The sequence below is a fragment of the Actinoallomurus vinaceus genome (assembly GCF_039542055.1).
GTDB classification, from domain to species: Bacteria; Actinomycetota; Actinomycetes; order Streptosporangiales; family Streptosporangiaceae; genus Actinoallomurus; species Actinoallomurus vinaceus.
In genome coordinates this window covers 603,946-619,933 of the sequence record NZ_BAABHK010000002.1, presented here as the reverse complement: position 1 = coordinate 619,933, position 15,988 = coordinate 603,946, and the positions used below count along the sequence as shown (strand labels likewise).

Genomic DNA, 15,988 nt, shown 5'->3' with positions numbered 1-15,988 from the left:
GAGTATCTGCCGGCAAGAATACCGTACGTTATACGGAGTTCAAATCGATGCGGCGGCCCGGGGAGAATGGCGGGGTGACGACGGAGTACAGCGGCAGCGGCGACCCCACGCGCACCATGGAGCTGCTGTGGGGGGTCCAGGCACGTCCTCGGCGCGGGCCGAAGCCGCGGCTGACGATCGAGCGGATCACGCAGGCGGCCATCGAGGTCGCCGACGAGGAGGGACTGGGTGCGCTCGCGATGCGGCGGGTGGCCGAGCGTCTCGGCGTGGGAGCGATGTCCCTGTACACCTACGTGCCCGGCAAGGCCGAGCTGCTCGACCTGATGGTCGACGCCGTCTGCGGCGAGCGGTCGGCTCCCGCCGACGCCGACGGTGGGTGGCGCGAGCGGCTGGAGCGGGTGGCACGGGCCAACTGGGCGCTCTACCGGCGGCACCCGTGGATGCTGCAGGTCGCCACCGTCCGCCCGGCGCTGGGGCCGAACGCCCTGGCCAAGTACGACGAGGAGCTCCGCGCCGTCGAGGGGATCGGCCTGACCGACGTGGAGATGGACTCGGTGCTGACCCTCGTCCTGCAGTACGCCGTGAGCTCGGCGCGCCTGCTCGCCGAGACGGCCGAGGCGCAGAGCCGTACGGGCATGACCGACGAGGAGTGGTGGGCGGCGCACGCCCCGCTGCTGGAGAAGGTGTTCGACGTCGACCGCTACCCCGTCGCGGCCCGGGTCGGGGCCGCGGCGGGCGAGGCCCACCAGGCGGCCTACGACCCGGAGTACGCCTTCGAGTTCGGGCTCGCCCGCGTCCTCGACGGGATCGGCGTGCTCGTGGAGTCGCGTTCCTCCTGAGCCGCGGCCGCCCGGTGTTCGATCGGAGGCGGAGTGGTCAGCCTTCGATGGCGTACTGCATCGCCCGCAGTTTCGTCTGGGTCTCGGCCAGCTCGGCCTCCGGGTCGGACCCCGCGACGATGCCGCCGCCGGCGTACAGGCGGGCGCGCGGGCCCTCGATCCGCGCGCAGCGCAGCGCGATGCCCCACTCGCCGTCGCCGCGGGCGTCGATCCAGCCGACGGGCCCGGCGTAGCGGCCGCGGTCCATGGCCTCCAGCTCGCGGACGAGGTCGAGGGCGGCGTCGGTGGGCGTGCCGCCGACCGCCGGGGTCGGGTGCAGGGCGCCGACGACGTCCAGGACCGAGCGCTCCTCGTCCAGCCGCCCGCGTACGGGGGTGGCGAGGTGGATGAGGTTGGACAGCCGCAGGATCTGCGGCTCTGCGGGCACCGTCAGGTCGCTGCAGAGCGGGGCCAGCGCGGCGCGGACCATGTCGGCGGCGTAGGAGTGCTCCTCGCGGTCCTTCGCCGAGGCGAACAGGCTGGCGGCGCTGGAGTCCTCGTCCGGGCCGCGGGCGATCGTCCCGGCCAGCACGAGTGACTCGACCGCACCGCCGATCCGCCGGACGAGCAGCTCGGGCGTCGCGCCGACGAGCCCGCCGCAGGCGAACGTGTAGCAGGAGGGGAAGCGGTCGGCGAGGCGCCGGAGCAGGACCCGGCTGTCGATCGGCTCCTCGGCCACGGCCAGCAGGTCCCGGGCGAGGACCACCTTCGACAGGTGGCCGGCGCGGATGCGTTCGACGGCCGCGGTGACGGCCCGCATGTGCCTCGGCGCGGTCACGTCGCCGTCGGCCCAGCGAACGCCGGAGGGCGGCGCCGGGCGGCGGAGCAGGGTCAGCGGCTCGGCGTGGTCGCCGATGGTGGTGTACCAGGCCTGGCCGTCACGGAGGCCGAGGACGGTGCGCGGGACGATGAGGACCGAGTCCCCGGAGTCCGGGTCGAAGGAGAAGCTGCCGAAGGCGACCGGTCCGGATCCGGGCACCTGGAGGGGGTCGTCGACGGTGGCGGCGTCGAAGAGCGCCGTGAGCCACTGCCGCGCCCACGTGAAGCGATCCTCGCCCGGCGGGACCGCGACGCGCGCGGCCTCTCCCCACCCGACGAGCCCCTCGCCGTGCCGTACCCAGGCGAGCGCCTCGGAGTGGGGGAGCCGGGCCAGCAGGTCCTCCGGCGCGCGCACGGGGACGGTGCGTACGGCGAGCCGCTCCGGCACTCCTACAGCGAGGTTCACGAGAACCCACTGTACGGGAAAGTTGAACCCGTTCAAACAGCGGGGTCCCCTGGGTTCTCCGCGCTCCAGGAGACCGGTCTCACCTGGATGTATGTCCGGCTTGGAGAGTAGCCGCCGTGTCCGCCCCTAAACATCACCGCATATCGGGTTGTTCGGCGAACGTTCTAGATATATCGTTAACGTATCTAGATGATCGTCGAGAAGAGTCGGGAGGGGCCATGCGTCATCTGCCGCCCCACGGGGGCCATCCGCATGATCCGGCAGGGCATCCGATGTGGAACGAGGCCAGGGGAGTGCCGCACGACCACGGCGGGGGCATGCCCTTCCCGCCGGGGCTGCCGGGACCGCCGATGCCTCACCTGCTGCCGCCGCCTCCGCCCGGTCCGCCGGGATTCGGGTTCGGCGGTCCGATGCCGCCCGGCCCCGCCCCGAAGGTCAAGAAGGGGGACGTCCGCGCGGCCGCGCTGAGCCTCCTCGCCGAGGGCCCGCGCAACGGCTACCAGATCATCCAGGAGATCGCCGAGCGCAGTCAGGGGATCTGGCGGCCGAGCCCCGGCTCGGTCTACCCGGCGCTGCAGCAGCTGGAGGACGAGGGGCTGGTCCGGTCGGAGGAGGACGGCGGGCGCCGCACGTACCACCTGACCGAGGCCGGATTCGCCCACGTGCGCGAGCGCAGCGAGGGCGCCGCCGACCCGTGGGAGGAGGTCGCCGACTCGGTCAGCGAGGAGATGGTGGACCTGCACCGCCAGCTGGCCCAGGTCGGCATGGCCATGCGCCAGGTGATGATGGCCGGCACTCCCGGCCAGCGCGACAGCGCCCGGAAGATCCTCGCCGACACCCGCCGTGCCCTGTACCGCCTGCTCGCCGAGGACCCCGAGGAGGATTCGTGACCTCGACCGACGGAAGAGGCCCCGCCGTCGCGGTGGACGGCCTGGTGAAGAGATACGGCGACCTCGACGCCGTCAAGGGCATCGACTTCGAGGTGAAGCCGGGGGAGGTCTTCGGCTTCCTCGGCCCCAACGGCGCGGGCAAGACGACGACGATCAGCATGCTGTGCACGCTCGTCCGGCCGAGCGGTGGCACCGCGCGGGTCGCCGGCCACGACATCGTCGCCGAACGCGACGAGGTCCGGCGCAACATCGGTCTGGTGTTCCAGGACCCCACCGTCGACGCCTACCTGACGGCGGAGCAGAACCTCCGCTTCCACGGCGAGCTGTACGGCGTGCCGAAGGAGGCGATGAAGGAGCGCATCACCCAGGTCCTCACCATGGTCGACCTGCTCGACCGCAAGGACGGCAAGGTCGAGACGTTCTCCGGCGGCATGAAGCGGCGGCTGGAGATCGCCCGGGGACTGCTCCACTCGCCGCGCGTGCTCTTCCTCGACGAGCCGACCGTCGGCCTGGACCCGCAGACCCGCGCCGCGATCTGGGGCTACATCAAACAGCTGAAGGACACCGAGGACATCACGATCTTCCTCACGACGCATTACATGGAGGAGGCCGAGTACTGCGACCGCATCGCGATCATCGATCACGGTGAGATCGTCGTCCTCGACACCCCGGAGAACCTCAAGGCCGGCGTCGGCAAGGACCGCGTGCAGATCACCACGGCCGACGACGAGGCCGCGATCGCCGCGCTCAAGGAGCGCTTCGCGATCGACGCCGGGATCCACGAGCGCACCGTCACCTTCGCGGTGCCCTCCGGCGAGGAGTTCGTGCCGCGCCTGTTCGCCGAGCTCGGCGTGCCGATCCGGTCGGTGCACGTCGCGCGCCCCTCGCTCGACGACGTGTTCCTCAGCTACACCGGCAGCACGATCCGCGACGCCGAGGCCGGTGCGAACGACTGGATGCGGATGATGAGGAGATGACCGATGGCCGTTGACACCCATCCGGTCGCCGACGTCGCCCAGGTACGGGTGGCGCGGCGCAGCATGCGCCACGACCTGCGCGCGGTCAAGATCGTGCTGCACCGGGAACTGCTCCGCTTCATCTACGACCGCACCCGCATGATCTCCCAGCTGGTCCAGCCGGTGCTGTGGCTGCTGGTCATGGGCACCGGCCTGTCCTCGCTCGTGGCGAGCGGCAACGGCGTGAACCTCAAAACGTTCATCTTCCCCGGCGTCGTCGCCATGTCGGTGATGTTCACCGCGATGTTCTCCGCCGCCTCGATCGTCTGGGACCGGGAGTTCGGTTTCCTGCGGGAGATGCTCGTCGCGCCGGTCAGCCGGGCCGCCATCGTCGTCGGCAAGGTGCTGGGCGGCGCGATCGTCGCGACGTTCCAGGGCATCGTGCTCCTCGCCCTGGCCGGGCTGGCCGGCGTGCCGTACGACCCGGCGATGCTCCTCCTGCTCGTGCTGGTGATGTTCATCGGCGCGTTCACGATCACCGCGTTCGGCGTGGTGCTGGCCGCCCGGATTCGGAAGATGCAGTCCTTCTTCGGCATCATGCAGATGGCGATGATGCCGATGCTGTTCCTGTCCGGCGCGCTGTTCCCGCTGTCGGGACTGCCGAGCTGGCTGAGCGTCCTGACTCGGATCAACCCCCTCACCTACGCCGTCGACCCGCTGCGGCACGTGGTGTTCGCCCACATCACCGCCAGCCCCGCGCTGCTGCACCGGTTCAACCCCGGGGTCACCTGGTTCGGCTGGCAGGTGCCACCCGCGCTGGAGGTCCTCCTCGTCCTTGCGCTGGGCGCGGTCCTGCTGGGCGCCGCCGTTCTGCAGTTCAAACGGACCGACTGAACGGCACCACGGAGTCGCCTTGGGGAGCAAAGAGTCCAGGCCGGCGCGTGGTCCCCTCTCAGAACTCCGGGCCGGGGCCGTCAGTGCCGTGATCGTTCTTCGGTGAGCGGAGCTCTTCGTAGAGCCTGAGGGACCACGCTCGGTTCTCCCGCGCGGCGTCGGTCTCACCGACGGCCTCGAGATGGGACGCCAGTGACTCAAGAGCTCGGGCCTGCCAGAGCGGGGTGCCGATCTCCTCGAAGATGGCAACGGCCTCGGTGAGCGCCCCGAGGGCCTCAGGGCGGCGCCCGTGTTCATGGTGGCATTCGCCGAGGGTGAGCAGAGTCCTGGCCTCGAGGAGGCGTTCAGCGGTATCGCGGGCGATCGACAGGGCTTCTTGGAGCAGCTTTTCGGCTTCGTCCAGAGCGCCCTGCCGATGGCGGACGTTGCCCAGTCCGTAGAGTGCGAAAGCCTCGCTTCGCGGGTCATGGTGCTCGCGTGCGACCTCTGCGAGCCGGTCGAACGACCGTTCGGCGCGCTCCACTTCTCCGCGATCCAGGTCAAGCTCGCCGACCAGGTGGATGAGCTGCGGATGGACGTGTTCCATCGGTTCGCCACCGGCGACGGCTCGCGCGGCCACGAGGTAGGGTTCGGCGAGATGCGGATGCCGCAGGTCGATGTGCACCTGACCGATACACCGCAGCACGATCACTTCGACGCCGCGGTCGCCGACCCGGCGCAGCACGTCAATGGCCTCTTCGTAGTCGGCCAAGGCGATGTCGTAACGACCGCCCAGGTGGCGGACGTACGCCAGCGCGGTCAGGGCGAGGGCACGGCCGTGGAGATCGGCGACCTCCGTGAACAGCCGCATCGCCTCCGTCAACTCGGCTTCGGCCCGCTCGTGCCGATGCCGGGCGATCCCGAGCAGACCCGACGCGGTCAGCATCGTCGCCTGCCCGCGGCGGTCGGCCACTCGCCGGGTGACGGCGAGGCCGTACTCGACGGTGACACGCCACTCGTCATGGTGACTGAGCGCTTCGAACAGGCAGACGAGCGTCCCTACGAGGTCCCAGCAGAGTTCGGCCATGTCCAGGCAGGCGGACTGGCGGACCACCGCGAGCAGTGCGGCGCGCTCGGATTGGTACCAGGCGAAAGGCTCGGTCTCCGCACCCGTGCCCTCATGGAGTCGCCGACGAGGAGCACTGCCGTGCACCACCGCGAAATCCCCCTCCCACACCGTGATGTGGGCCTGCTCGGCGAGTGCGAGCCAGGCACCGAATGCGCGGGTGAGGGCCGCTCGCCGGTCCTCCTCGCCGTCCTCCCGGTCGGCCAGTTCGCGGGCGTAGAGGCGGATCAGGTCGTGGAACCGGTAACGGCCCGCAGCCGCGCTGCCGATGATCCGGGCGTCGAGGAGTTCTCCGAGGTGGCGATCGGCCTGGGCGGGGGTGGTGTCGAGAAGGTCGACCGCTACCCAGGCGGCGAAATCGGGGGTTTCAAGCAGGCCGAGAAGCCGGAACAGCCGCCGGGCCCCGGGGGACAGCCCGGTGTAACTGAGGGCCAGGCATGCCCGCACGGCGAGGTCACCGGTGGCCAGTTCGTCCAGACGGCGTCGTTGGTCGCGCAGGCGCTCGGCGAGATCACTGAGCCGCCAGTCCGGTCGGGAGGCCAAGCGGGCGCCCGCGATTCGAACGGCGAGCGGCAACCTGCCGCACAGTTCCACGATCTCGGCCGCCGCGTCGGGCTCGGCCTCCACCAGGTCCGTCCCGGCGATCTGCGCCAGCAGCCGCACGGCCTGACGGGGTTCGAACACGTCCAGGTCGACCCGGTGGACGCTCTCGAGCCCGGACAGTCGCCGACGGCTGGTCAGCAGCACGGCGCACGTGGGGGAACCCGGCAGCAGCGCTCGCACCTGCGCCTCGTCATAGGCGTTGTCGAGCACCACGAGGATCCGTCGTGTGGCCAGCACGCTGCGGTACATGGCCGCACGCTCGTCGAGCGTCTCCGGAATGCTCGAACCGTCGACTCCCAGATCCCGGAGGAAGCGGTCCAGAACCCAGGTCGCCTCCAGCGGCATCTCGGCACCCCCTAGATCGACGTACAGCTGGCCGTGCGGGAACTCCTCGATCAGCTGTGAGGCCACGTGCACGGCGAGTGTCGTCTTGCCGATACCGCCCAATCCCGCGATCGCCGAGATCACGATCGCCGGGCCGCCGTCGGCCAGCACCCGAGTCAGCTCTTCGACATGGGCCTCGTGCCCGGTGAAGTCCGCGATGTCTCTGGGCAGCTGCGCCGGACCACTCGGCATGCGCGGGACATCGAGCTCGGGATCCGGGACATCGAGCTCGGGATCTCCCGCCAGAATGGCCTCCTCGATGCGCCGGAGGTGCACCCCTGGATCGACGCCCAGCTCGCGCTTGAGCAGCTCACGTCCGTCGTGGTAGAGCTCGAGGGCCTCGGCGGATCGTCCGCATCGGTGGAGCGCGAGCATGAGGTGGGCGCGCAGGCGTTCGCGAAACGGATGCTCGGTGACGAGAGCCGACAGTTCACCGATGAGCTCGGTGTGACGCCCCATGGCAAGTTCGGCCTCGATGCGTTTCTCTGTCGCCACCTGGCGGAGCTCGGTGAGACGAACCGACTCCTCATGGACTAACGAGATCTCATCCTGGTCCTCGAGCATGGGACCGCGCCACTGTTCGCCCGCCTGACGAAGCAGGTCTGCGCCCTCGGTGAACCGCCCCTCGGCGACCGCCCGCGTGCCCTGCTCGAAAAGCTCCTCGAACCGAACCGCGTCCAGTTCACCGCATCGCACGGCCAGCAGGTAACCGGGCGGGCGGTGGGCGATCCGCCCCTCGTCCCTCAGCGCCCTGCGCAGATGGTGGACGTAGCCCTGGAGGGTCTTGGCGGCGGTCCGCGGTGGGTCGCCGCCCCACAACGCATCGATCAGTTGGTCCGCCGAGATGACGCTGTTCGCCCTACAGAGAAGGGTGACGAGAAGCGCTCGGAGCTTTGGAGGAAGATCAACAACACACTCATCAACGCGGACCTCGAGCGGCCCGAGAACGCGGAACTCGACAGACTCCCCCATAGCTGCCCTTCCTCGCAGGTCAACCAGTCCGTCAGGACAAACGTCAACCACTTCTAAACCGTTCCACAACTTCGATGCGTACGGTGGCACAGGAGTCACAAGGGAAGGTAGAGAGTTCGGCTTTTTCGGTAATCTTTCGAGGGCAGATTCCGATGAATCGAGTGTATTTTTTCCGAAGAAGCACCAACCGCGTCCAGTTCCAGGTCCTGGGCCCGTTGGCCATCACCGTTGACGATCGTCCGATATCCCTACCAGGGGGTAAACAACGAACGCTGCTCGCCGCGTTGCTGCTCAATGCGAACAGGACCGTGACGAATGAGGAGATCATCGAGCAGGTGTGGGGTGAGATCCCGCCGCACCGGCCACGCAACGCGCTGCACACCTGCGTGGGGCGTCTCCGTCAGGCACTCGCCCGGCAGTGTGGCGACGCGCACCGAATGCTGCGGACGTCGGCGGCCGGCTATGAGATGAGGATCGACACGGAATGCCTCGACCTCGAGCGGTTCCGCGCCCTCGACAGAGCGGCGCGGAAGGCGGGCGCGCGAGGAGATCTGGCCGCGGAGGCGGCGCGACTGTCCGAGGCGCTCGCGTTGTGGCGCGGGCCGGCGTTGCCCGACGTGCGCTCCGAGGTGCTCCATCGGGACTTCGTTCCCGGGCTGAACGAGGAGCGGCTGCTGGCTCTCGAGCGCAGTCACGAGGTCGGCCTGGCGCTCGGCCGTCATGACGAGCTGGTCGGCGAGCTGCGCATTCTCACCGTGAGGCATCCGTTCCGCGAGCGGTTCTGGCGGCAGCTCATGCTCGCGCTCTACCGCTCGGGCCGCCAGGCGGAGGCGCTCCGGGCGTACGAGAGGGTGAGTGTCCGCCTCCGCGACGAGCTGGGCATCGATCCGAGCCCCGAGCTCCAGCGGATCCACCTGGCCATGTTGCGCAGTGAGCCGGGACTACGCCTGGCGGAGACCGGAGCGAGAGGAGGCGAGAGTGCAGTCCTTTCCGGCTACTGACGCACACGCGTTCCGCCGGGTCCTCGGTCACTTCTGTACGGGTGTCACCGTCATAACGACGTCACTGCACGGGGACCCTGCGGGGTTCACCTGTCAGGCGTTCAGCACTCTCTCCCTGGACCCGCCGCTGGTGCTGTTCTGTGTCTCCACGGCTTCGACCACGTGGCCGAAGATCCGGGACGCCGGATTCTTCTGCGTCAACGTCCTGGCCGCCGGTCAGGAGGATCTCGGGCGGCGGTTCGCCCGGCGCGGGTGCCGGCGCTTCGACGGAATGGTCAATGCCGAATCGCCCGGTGGAGCCCCGATGATCTCCGGTGCGGCGGCCTGGATCGACTGCACACTTGAAGACCGCCATGAGGCGGGAGATCACAACATCGTCATCGGTAAGGCACGCCACCTGTCGACGGATACGGCGAAAGAACCGCTGCTGTTCTTTCGCGGGGAGTGGGCGACGCTCGGCCCCCTTTCAGGCCGGGCGGCCGGCCGCTGAGGCGGTCTCGCCGTATCCGCCGCCTCCCCAGGTCAGCGCACCCCTGCGGAGCCGGAGAGCGATTCGGGATCCGCACACGCCACGGCGTCGGCGAGGATCTCATAGGAACGGACGCGGTCGCTCAGGTCCTGGATCAACGTGATGGCCATGAGCTCGTCGGCGCCGGTCGCCCGGAGGAGTTCGGCCACCCTGCCGCGTATCGTCGCCGGTCCGCCGATCAGATGATCGCTGAGCCCCTTTCGTACACGCGCCCGCTCGGCCTCGGAGTAACGGTAGACCGCCGCTTCGCTCGGCGTGAGGTTGGGCCGGTTCCTCCGTCCTTCCAGCGACTCGTGGATGATGACGCCGACCGGTCCGGCGAGCCACTCCGCGTGATCATCGCTGTCCGCGGCGATCACGGACGCGGCGACCATCGCGTACGGCCGGTCGGACCAGGCGGAGGGACGGAACGCCTCCCGGTAAGCGGCCATCGCGGAGACCGCGTTCTGCGGTCTGACATGGTGGGCGAACGCGAACGGTAGCCCCAGTGAGCCGGCGAGCCTGGCGCTGTGGGCACTCGATCCGAGCAACCAGATCTGCGGCCGGTTCTCTTGGGCGGGCACGGCGACGACCGTCTCCGCCGTCCCGGCGTCACCGGACCGCTCGAAATATCCCACCAGCTCGGCGACCATTCCGGGGAAGACGTCCGATCCGGGAGGACTGCTGATGCGGGACAGGGCGCGAGCCGTCGTAAGGTCGGTGCCCGGCGACCGGCCTATCCCAAGATCAACGCGCCCTGGATTGAGCGCCTCGAGAGTGCCGAACTGTTCGGCGACCACCAGGGGTGCGTGATTGGGCAGCATGACGCCGCCGGATCCGACCCGAATCGTCGAGGTGACGCCGGCGATCTGGCCGGCGAGCACCGGCGGCGCGCAACTCGCGATGAAGGGGGCGTTGTGGTGCTCGGCAACCCAGTAACGCAGATACCCGAGCGCTTCGACCCGGCGAGCCAGTTCGAGTGCGCCGCGCAGAGCCGCGGTCGGTGAGGAACCCTGCCATACCGGCGCGGTTTCAAGTACCGAAACCGCGCACGTACGCATGTGGGACATCTTCTCTCCTTTGGGTTTCGGGATCACCTTCGTCGATCCATACTTCGGCGGCCCCATTGGAGTTCGACTCTCTCCCGACCGGCGAAACAATGCAAGACCGGAACGTATTCATCGCCATTGATGAGAGCAGATTGGAAGTGAAGTGTGAGTGCAGTGTGAGCGGTCGGCGTTAGCTTGAACTCGTTGGTCGAAGACCCCATGAAATTCGTCACGGGGACTTCAGAGAATCGTTTCGAGAGGGAGGTGTTCGCAAATGCAGAAGGAGACCGTCACGTACGAGCCCCCGGTGCTGGCCGAGGCGGGTGACTTCGCGGAGGTGACCCTCGGCCGCCCCAATTGGGGCTTCGAGGCCGACTGGTCATGCGTGATGCTCTGCTGATCGTTCAGACGGAGTGCCACATCGCTCGCAAGCAGATGTGACACGCATCGCATCAGAAGGTGTGCCGGCACCGGTCCCGACCGGTGTCGGCACACCTTGACTTTGCGCCGAAAATACGGAGAACAACGTGCAATTCCTGGTGTTTCCGGACTCCGTGGCGGGTGCGGCCGTCGCAGACGCCGTTCCCGACCGAACGCACCAGACGGTGATCGTTCATCCTTCGGGACGTCCGTGGATCATCGGCCGGTGGCGGGACGGGGAGATCGTCCTCGCCGCCGAGGGGCCGCGACGGCTGGCGCTCCTCGGCCACACCTCGGTGACCCCGCAGCGGCTCTCCACATCGCTCCAACGCATCCGTACGGTGAGCGATCTCGACGCCCTGGCCGGGACCGTCCCGGGCAGCTTTCACCTCGTGGCCGCGCTGGACGGCGTGGTGCGGGTCCAGGGCAGTATCTCGAGCGCGCGCCAGGTCTTCTACGGCTCGATCGCCGGGACGACCGTGGCCGCGGACCGACCGCAGTGCCTGTCCGCGCTCACCGGATCGGGCATCGCCGAGGAACTCCTGCCGGTGCGCCTCCTGGCACCGTGGCCGCCGTGGCCGCTGAGCGAACGGTGCCTGTGGCGAGGGATCGATGCGCTCGGCATGGGCCACTACCTGGAGATGTCCCAGGACGGCCGCGCGCGAACGGTGCGGTGGTGGTCGCCGCCGGAGCCGAGCCTTCCTCTGGAGGCCGCGGCTGAACGCGTCCGTGCCGCGCTGAGTGACGCCGTCGCCGCGCGCGCCGGGTCCGCCCGTACCATCAGCGCGGACCTTTCCGGAGGCATGGATTCCACCAGCCTCTGCTTTCTGGCGGCCGATCGCACTGATCACCTGGTGACGACGCGATGGGAGGCAGCGGATCCGGCGGACGAGGACCAAGCGTGGGCCGGCCGGGCCGCCGCCGCGCTCCCGGACGCCCGGCATCTCGTACTGGCCCGGAGCAGCGCGCCCGTGTGGTTCGCGGGACTGACCGAGCCGGACCCGGACATCGAGGCGCCGTTCGCCTGGATCCGCACCCGCGCCCGGCTCGCGTACATGGCCCGGCAGGTCGCCGAACATGGATCCGCGACGCACCTGACCGGTCACGGCGGAGACGAACTGTTCTCCAATACACCTCTCTACCTGCACACGCTGGCCCGGACGAATCCCCTGCGGGCCGTCCGATACCTGAGGGCCAACCGGGCCATCTATCGTTGGCCGGCTGGAGCCACCGTCCGCGCGCTCCTCAACCGGTCGTCCTTCGGACACTGGCTGGCCACCTCGGCGGAGTCGCTGATCGCACCCGTGCGGGAGTTCGGCGTGGCCCCCGAGTTCGGCTGGGGAATCAGCTATCGAAGCGCGCCCTGGGCGTCCGGCGACGCGATCGCCGCAGCCCGCCGTCAGCTGCGCGAGGCGGCGCTGAGCGACCCCGAGCCGCTCGCCCCGCTACGCGCTCAGCATGCTGCCCTGCAAGACGTCCGCCTGTGCGGAGACACCCTGCGCCGAGTCGATCGTCACACCTGCCGGTTCGGTGTCTCATGGCACGCGCCCTTCGTCGACGATCGGGTGGTCGAGGCCGCCCTGAGCGTCAGGTTCGAGGACTGCGCGATGCCGGACCGCTACAAGCCGGTGCTGACGGCGGCCATGCGCGGCATCGTCCCGGATCACGTTCTGGGACGTTCGACGAAGTCCGAATACAGCGCGGACGCCTATGCCGGTCTGCGCCGGCACCGCACGGAACTGCTCGACCTGTGCGACGACATGCGGCTCGCCCGCCTGGGCCTGGTCGACGCCCGCGTTCTCCGGTCCACCCTCGAAAGTCTCCCGCACTCATCGATCACCCTCATGCCCCTCATCAGCACCTTCGCCTGTGAGATCTGGCTCCGCTCGCTGCCGGCCACGAGCCGCGTGGCCGATTTGTCCGGAGGACGACGATGACCTTCTCTCTCGCCGCGAACGTGTCCGCGACCGACGCGGACGGCGGCATGGTCCTGCTCGACGAGCACACCGGCCGCTACTGGGCGCTGAACACCACAGGAGCGACCGTCCTGCGCGTTCTCCTCGACGGCGGAACACCCGAGCAGGCGGTCGAAGGACTGTGCCGTACGCACCCGTCGGCGTCCGCGCGAATACCCGCGGACGTCGCGGCGCTCATGCGATCGCTCGAAGACGCCGAGGTGGTCGTGTCATGACGATGCCCGTCACCCTCGAGCCGTCGGTCCGGGTGCCCTATCGCAGGCGCGTCGCCGCCCGGCTCTCCGTCGCCGCGGCGCGGATCCTCATCCGCGCGTCTCCCGGACGCCTCCGGCGGATCCTCACCGCGGCCGGTCGCGGTGCCCGCCCCGCCACGGAACAGGAGACGTTGACGGCACGACAGGCAGTGATCTCCGTAAGCGTTCAGTGCGCGGGCCAAGGCTGCCTGCAGCGCTCCGTCGCGACCGCACTGCTGTGCCGGCTGACCGGATGCTGGCCGACCTGGTGCACCGGAGTGCGCATGGAGCCGTTCCGCGCCCACGCCTGGGTCGAGGTGAGCGGCAGGCCGATCGGCGAACGCGATGAGATCCGCTTTTACAGCAAGGTCATGACAGTGCCTCCGTCGGACGGACGACGCCGCCGGACGGATCACGGATAGGAGGCGCAATGATCCACCTGGTGCTCGCCCAGAGATACTTCCTTGCCACCGTGTTCGCGATCGCGTTCTTTGGCAAGGTCCGCCACATTTCCAGATTCCGGCAGTTCACGGTCTCGATACACAAGCTGGCCATCATTCCGGAACGGACGGCGCGTTATGCGGCATCGGTCATCGTCGTCGGCGAAGGAACGGCGACCGTACTACTGATCCTGCCGTTCTTCCCGCGGGCCGGACTCGCTCTGGCGGCCGCGCTGCTGGCGGTCTTCGTCGGAGTGGTGATCCGTTCCGTCAGAGGCGGCATCTTCGCCGAATGCAGATGCTTCGGCGGGGCCGGAGCGATAATGAGCAATGCCATGATCGTCCGTAATCTGCTGCTGATGGCGTGCGCGATTCCCGGTCTCGTGATCGACTCGGCGTCCATGGTCACGCGTCCGATCATCGACATTCCGGTCGTGGTCTGTGCACTGGGCGCCGCCGTGGCATTCGTTCGTTACTACGATGTGGCCGTCCGGGCGCTGCTCGTCAGGTGGCGGACCTCGTCGGCGCACCAGCAGGGATAGGCGGCGAGATGCCGAAGAACATGATCGAAGTCGTCGGGATGAGCAAACGTTTCGGTCCGCTGACGGCGCTGGACGACGTCCACCTCGCGGCACCGGCGGGTGCGATCCTGGGTCTCCTCGGCCACAACGGGGCCGGCAAATCGACGCTGGTCAACATCCTCGCGACCCTCTCGCCGCCGAGCGGCGGAACGGCCACCGTCGCCGGTTACGACATCGTGCGCCAAGCCCGGCAGGTGCGCCGGAGGATCGGGCTGACCGGTCAGTTCGCGACCGTCGACCAGGAGATATCGGGCCGGGACAACCTCGTCCTGATCGCCAGACTTCTGGGTGCCGGCGCCCATGCGGCTCGGGCCCGCGCCCGTGAACTGCTGACGCTGTTCGGGCTGACGGACGCCGCGAACCGGCGGGTCCGTACCTACTCAGGTGGAATGCGCCGGCGACTGGACCTTGCCGCGAGCCTGGTGGGGCGGCCTCCGGTGCTCTTCCTGGACGAGCCCACCACGGGACTGGACCCGGTCAGCCGGCTGAACATGTGGCAGATCCTGAGGCGGCTCGTCGAGGACGGCACCACGGTTCTGCTGACGACCCAGCACCTGGAGGAGGCCGACCGGCTCGCCGACTCGATCGCCGTGCTGTCGGAGGGCAGAGTCATCGCCTCCGGCACACCCGCGGAGCTGAAGGCGCGGGTCGGTGAGCGCACGGTCACCGCCAGGCTCTCCGATCCCGCGGACCTGGCGCGCGCCGTCATGGCGCTGGACCGGGAAGGTCTCCGGCCCGTCCACGACGAGAAGGAACGATCGGTGACCGTCCCGGTCGCCGGATCCCGGGATGTCGCGGTGATCGTACGCCTGCTCGACGCCGTCGGCGTCGAGGCGCGTGAACTGACCTTCGCCGAGCCGGGCATCGACGAGGTGTACCTCACCCTCGTACGGCACTCGGCCACGCCGGGACTTGTGGGGAGCCGGGATACATGACGGCGACGACACGCACGACCACCGGCCAGAACGAGCCGTTCCGAAGGGCCGCGCCGCCTGACATCTGGAACGGAAGCACACCGGCGACGCAGATTCTCGTGCTCACGATGAGGTCGTTGCGAGCGCTGGTCATCGATCCTCGCATGTTGCTGATCAGCATGCTCGGGCCACTGCTCATGCTGGTGGTGTTCGGCCAGATCTTCGCCGGTATGGCCCATGCGCCGGGCTTCCCGGAGCACATGCGGTACATCGACTTCCTGGTGCCCGCGATCATGATGACGACCGCACTGCAGTCCGCGCTGAACACGGCCACGGGACTGATCCAGGAAATGAAGAGCGGCATCATCTCGCGCTTCCTGTCGCTGCCCATATGGCCCGGCTCGGTGCTTCTCGCGCGCAGCCTCGCCGACCTCACACGGACTTCGCTGCAGTTGTCCTTCCTGGTGCTCATTTCGTTCCTCGCCTTCGGATTCACGCCTCCGGGCGGGGCGGTCGGAACATTCGCCGCACTGGGAATGGCGCTCATCGTCGGCGGATGCCTCGGCTGGATCTTCATCGCCCTCGCCTGCCACGTGCGCAGGGTCGAGGTGATGCAGGGCATCGCCGGCCTGGTGACGTTCCCGCTCATGTTCGCGTCCAACGCGTTCGCGCCGGTGAGCGGCCTTCCGCCCTGGCTGCGAGCGGTGGCATGCGTCAACCCCATGACGTATGGGATCGACACGGCCAGGAACCTCACGCTCGGGCGGCCGGTCGGCGGGAGCGCGATCTCCGCCATCTCCATCAGCCTGGCGATCGTGGTCGTCTCGGTCATACTCGCGGTCAGCGGCTTCCGGCGGGCCGGCGCCCCGCGATGACGCGATCGGAGCGCCCGGCCGCGGACATCGCAGGACCACCCCCTGGCAGTCCTTATCGTCCTGGCGCCGGGAACGGTCTGCTGG

Annotated in this window: 16 protein-coding genes; 13 read left to right on the top strand and 3 right to left on the bottom strand. The window is 68.9% G+C overall.

Annotation, left to right across the window (positions count from 1 at the left end; translation table 11 throughout):
* Positions 1 to 74 precede the first annotated feature (74 nt).
* On the top strand, positions 75 to 839 hold the full coding sequence (locus ABEA24_RS08645; RefSeq protein WP_345430151.1) for a TetR/AcrR family transcriptional regulator: 765 nt from the start codon (positions 75 to 77) through the stop codon (positions 837 to 839).
* Between the two features lie 37 nt (positions 840 to 876).
* Here the strand turns inward: ABEA24_RS08645 and ABEA24_RS08640 are convergent, their stop codons facing one another.
* Complete coding sequence (locus tag ABEA24_RS08640) at positions 877 to 2,103, bottom strand: isochorismate synthase (RefSeq protein WP_345430150.1); 1,227 nt, start codon at positions 2,101 to 2,103, stop codon at positions 877 to 879.
* A gap of 218 nt (positions 2,104 to 2,321) precedes the next feature.
* Here ABEA24_RS08640 and ABEA24_RS08635 point away from each other — a divergent pair, with 218 nt between their 5' ends.
* From ABEA24_RS08635 to ABEA24_RS08625, 3 genes are read left to right on the top strand one after another with little or no spacing between them, the layout of a single operon-like run.
* Positions 2,322 to 2,993: a PadR family transcriptional regulator gene (locus ABEA24_RS08635; protein ID WP_345430149.1), complete on the top strand. Its 672-nt coding sequence runs from the start codon at positions 2,322 to 2,324 to the stop codon at positions 2,991 to 2,993.
* Positions 2,990 to 3,970 (top strand): ATP-binding cassette domain-containing protein, encoded by a 981-nt coding sequence (locus ABEA24_RS08630; RefSeq protein ID WP_345430148.1) that lies wholly within the window; start codon positions 2,990 to 2,992, stop codon positions 3,968 to 3,970. The genes ABEA24_RS08635 and ABEA24_RS08630 overlap by 4 nt, the downstream gene beginning before the upstream one ends.
* 3 nt (positions 3,971 to 3,973) lie before the next feature.
* Positions 3,974 to 4,843, top strand: coding sequence for an ABC transporter permease (locus tag ABEA24_RS08625; RefSeq protein ID WP_345430147.1), 870 nt, complete (start codon positions 3,974 to 3,976; stop codon positions 4,841 to 4,843).
* A 58-nt stretch (positions 4,844 to 4,901) separates the two neighbouring features.
* Here ABEA24_RS08625 and ABEA24_RS08620 read toward each other — a convergent pair whose 3' ends face one another.
* Entirely contained in the window at positions 4,902 to 7,997 is a 3,096-nt protein-coding gene (locus tag ABEA24_RS08620) for an AfsR/SARP family transcriptional regulator (RefSeq protein WP_345430146.1), read from the bottom strand.
* Here ABEA24_RS08620 and ABEA24_RS08615 point away from each other — a divergent pair.
* Both ABEA24_RS08615 and ABEA24_RS08610 read left to right on the top strand, forming a co-directional pair.
* Complete coding sequence (locus ABEA24_RS08615) at positions 7,982 to 8,908, top strand: AfsR/SARP family transcriptional regulator (protein ID WP_345430145.1); 927 nt, start codon at positions 7,982 to 7,984, stop codon at positions 8,906 to 8,908. The genes ABEA24_RS08620 and ABEA24_RS08615 overlap by 16 nt on opposite strands.
* Entirely contained in the window at positions 8,886 to 9,398 is a 513-nt protein-coding gene (locus ABEA24_RS08610; protein ID WP_345430144.1) for a flavin reductase family protein, read from the top strand. The genes ABEA24_RS08615 and ABEA24_RS08610 overlap by 23 nt, the downstream gene beginning before the upstream one ends.
* A gap of 32 nt (positions 9,399 to 9,430) precedes the next feature.
* Here ABEA24_RS08610 and ABEA24_RS08605 read toward each other — a convergent pair whose 3' ends face one another.
* Positions 9,431 to 10,486, bottom strand: a complete 1,056-nt coding sequence (locus ABEA24_RS08605) for an LLM class flavin-dependent oxidoreductase (RefSeq protein ID WP_345430143.1) — start codon at positions 10,484 to 10,486, stop codon at positions 9,431 to 9,433.
* A gap of 253 nt (positions 10,487 to 10,739) precedes the next feature.
* On the opposite strand from ABEA24_RS08605, the gene ABEA24_RS08600 reads away from it, so the two are divergent.
* The 7 genes from ABEA24_RS08600 (at position 10,740) to ABEA24_RS08570 (ending at position 15,904) form a co-directional block, all read left to right on the top strand.
* Positions 10,740 to 10,865, top strand: coding sequence for a lasso RiPP family leader peptide-containing protein (locus tag ABEA24_RS08600; protein WP_345430142.1), 126 nt, complete (start codon positions 10,740 to 10,742; stop codon positions 10,863 to 10,865).
* 127 nt (positions 10,866 to 10,992) lie between these two features.
* Positions 10,993 to 12,822 carry an asparagine synthase-related protein gene (locus ABEA24_RS08595; protein ID WP_345430141.1) on the top strand — a complete coding sequence of 610 codons (1,830 nt, stop codon included), beginning with the start codon at positions 10,993 to 10,995 and terminating at the stop codon, positions 12,820 to 12,822.
* A complete protein-coding gene (locus ABEA24_RS08590) occupies positions 12,819 to 13,076 on the top strand; it encodes a lasso peptide biosynthesis PqqD family chaperone (RefSeq protein WP_345430140.1) in 258 nt (85 codons plus the stop codon). The genes ABEA24_RS08595 and ABEA24_RS08590 overlap by 4 nt, the downstream gene beginning before the upstream one ends.
* Positions 13,073 to 13,516 (top strand): lasso peptide biosynthesis B2 protein, encoded by a 444-nt coding sequence (locus ABEA24_RS08585; RefSeq protein WP_345430139.1) that lies wholly within the window; start codon positions 13,073 to 13,075, stop codon positions 13,514 to 13,516. The genes ABEA24_RS08590 and ABEA24_RS08585 overlap by 4 nt, the downstream gene beginning before the upstream one ends.
* An 8-nt stretch (positions 13,517 to 13,524) precedes the next feature.
* On the top strand, positions 13,525 to 14,076 hold the full coding sequence (locus tag ABEA24_RS08580; protein ID WP_345430138.1) for a MauE/DoxX family redox-associated membrane protein: 552 nt from the start codon (positions 13,525 to 13,527) through the stop codon (positions 14,074 to 14,076).
* Between the two features lie 20 nt (positions 14,077 to 14,096).
* The gene (locus ABEA24_RS08575) at positions 14,097 to 15,050 is read left to right on the top strand and encodes an ATP-binding cassette domain-containing protein (protein ID WP_345430136.1); all 954 of its coding nucleotides are present in this window, start codon (positions 14,097 to 14,099) and stop codon (positions 15,048 to 15,050) included.
* Positions 15,047 to 15,904 (top strand): ABC transporter permease, encoded by an 858-nt coding sequence (locus tag ABEA24_RS08570; protein WP_345430134.1) that lies wholly within the window; start codon positions 15,047 to 15,049, stop codon positions 15,902 to 15,904. Before ABEA24_RS08575 ends, ABEA24_RS08570 begins: the two co-directional genes overlap by 4 nt.
* Positions 15,905 to 15,988: the final 84 nt, after the last annotated feature.

Excerpts from the sequence above, each read along its gene's own strand:
- ABEA24_RS08635 (WP_345430149.1), top strand. The coding sequence starts at position 2,322 with ATGCGTCATCTGCCGCCCCACGGGGGCCATCCGCATGATCCGGCAGGG.
- ABEA24_RS08625 (WP_345430147.1), top strand. The coding sequence starts at position 3,974 with ATGGCCGTTGACACCCATCCGGTCGCCGACGTCGCCCAGGTACGGGTG.
- ABEA24_RS08615 (WP_345430145.1), top strand. The coding sequence starts at position 7,982 with ATGCGTACGGTGGCACAGGAGTCACAAGGGAAGGTAGAGAGTTCGGCT.
- ABEA24_RS08605 (WP_345430143.1), bottom strand. The coding sequence starts at position 10,486 with ATGTCCCACATGCGTACGTGCGCGGTTTCGGTACTTGAAACCGCGCCG.
- ABEA24_RS08600 (WP_345430142.1), top strand. The coding sequence starts at position 10,740 with ATGCAGAAGGAGACCGTCACGTACGAGCCCCCGGTGCTGGCCGAGGCG.
- ABEA24_RS08590 (WP_345430140.1), top strand. The coding sequence starts at position 12,819 with ATGACCTTCTCTCTCGCCGCGAACGTGTCCGCGACCGACGCGGACGGC.
- ABEA24_RS08585 (WP_345430139.1), top strand. The coding sequence starts at position 13,073 with ATGACGATGCCCGTCACCCTCGAGCCGTCGGTCCGGGTGCCCTATCGC.
- ABEA24_RS08580 (WP_345430138.1), top strand. The coding sequence starts at position 13,525 with ATGATCCACCTGGTGCTCGCCCAGAGATACTTCCTTGCCACCGTGTTC.
- ABEA24_RS08575 (WP_345430136.1), top strand. The coding sequence starts at position 14,097 with ATGATCGAAGTCGTCGGGATGAGCAAACGTTTCGGTCCGCTGACGGCG.
- ABEA24_RS08570 (WP_345430134.1), top strand. The coding sequence starts at position 15,047 with ATGACGGCGACGACACGCACGACCACCGGCCAGAACGAGCCGTTCCGA.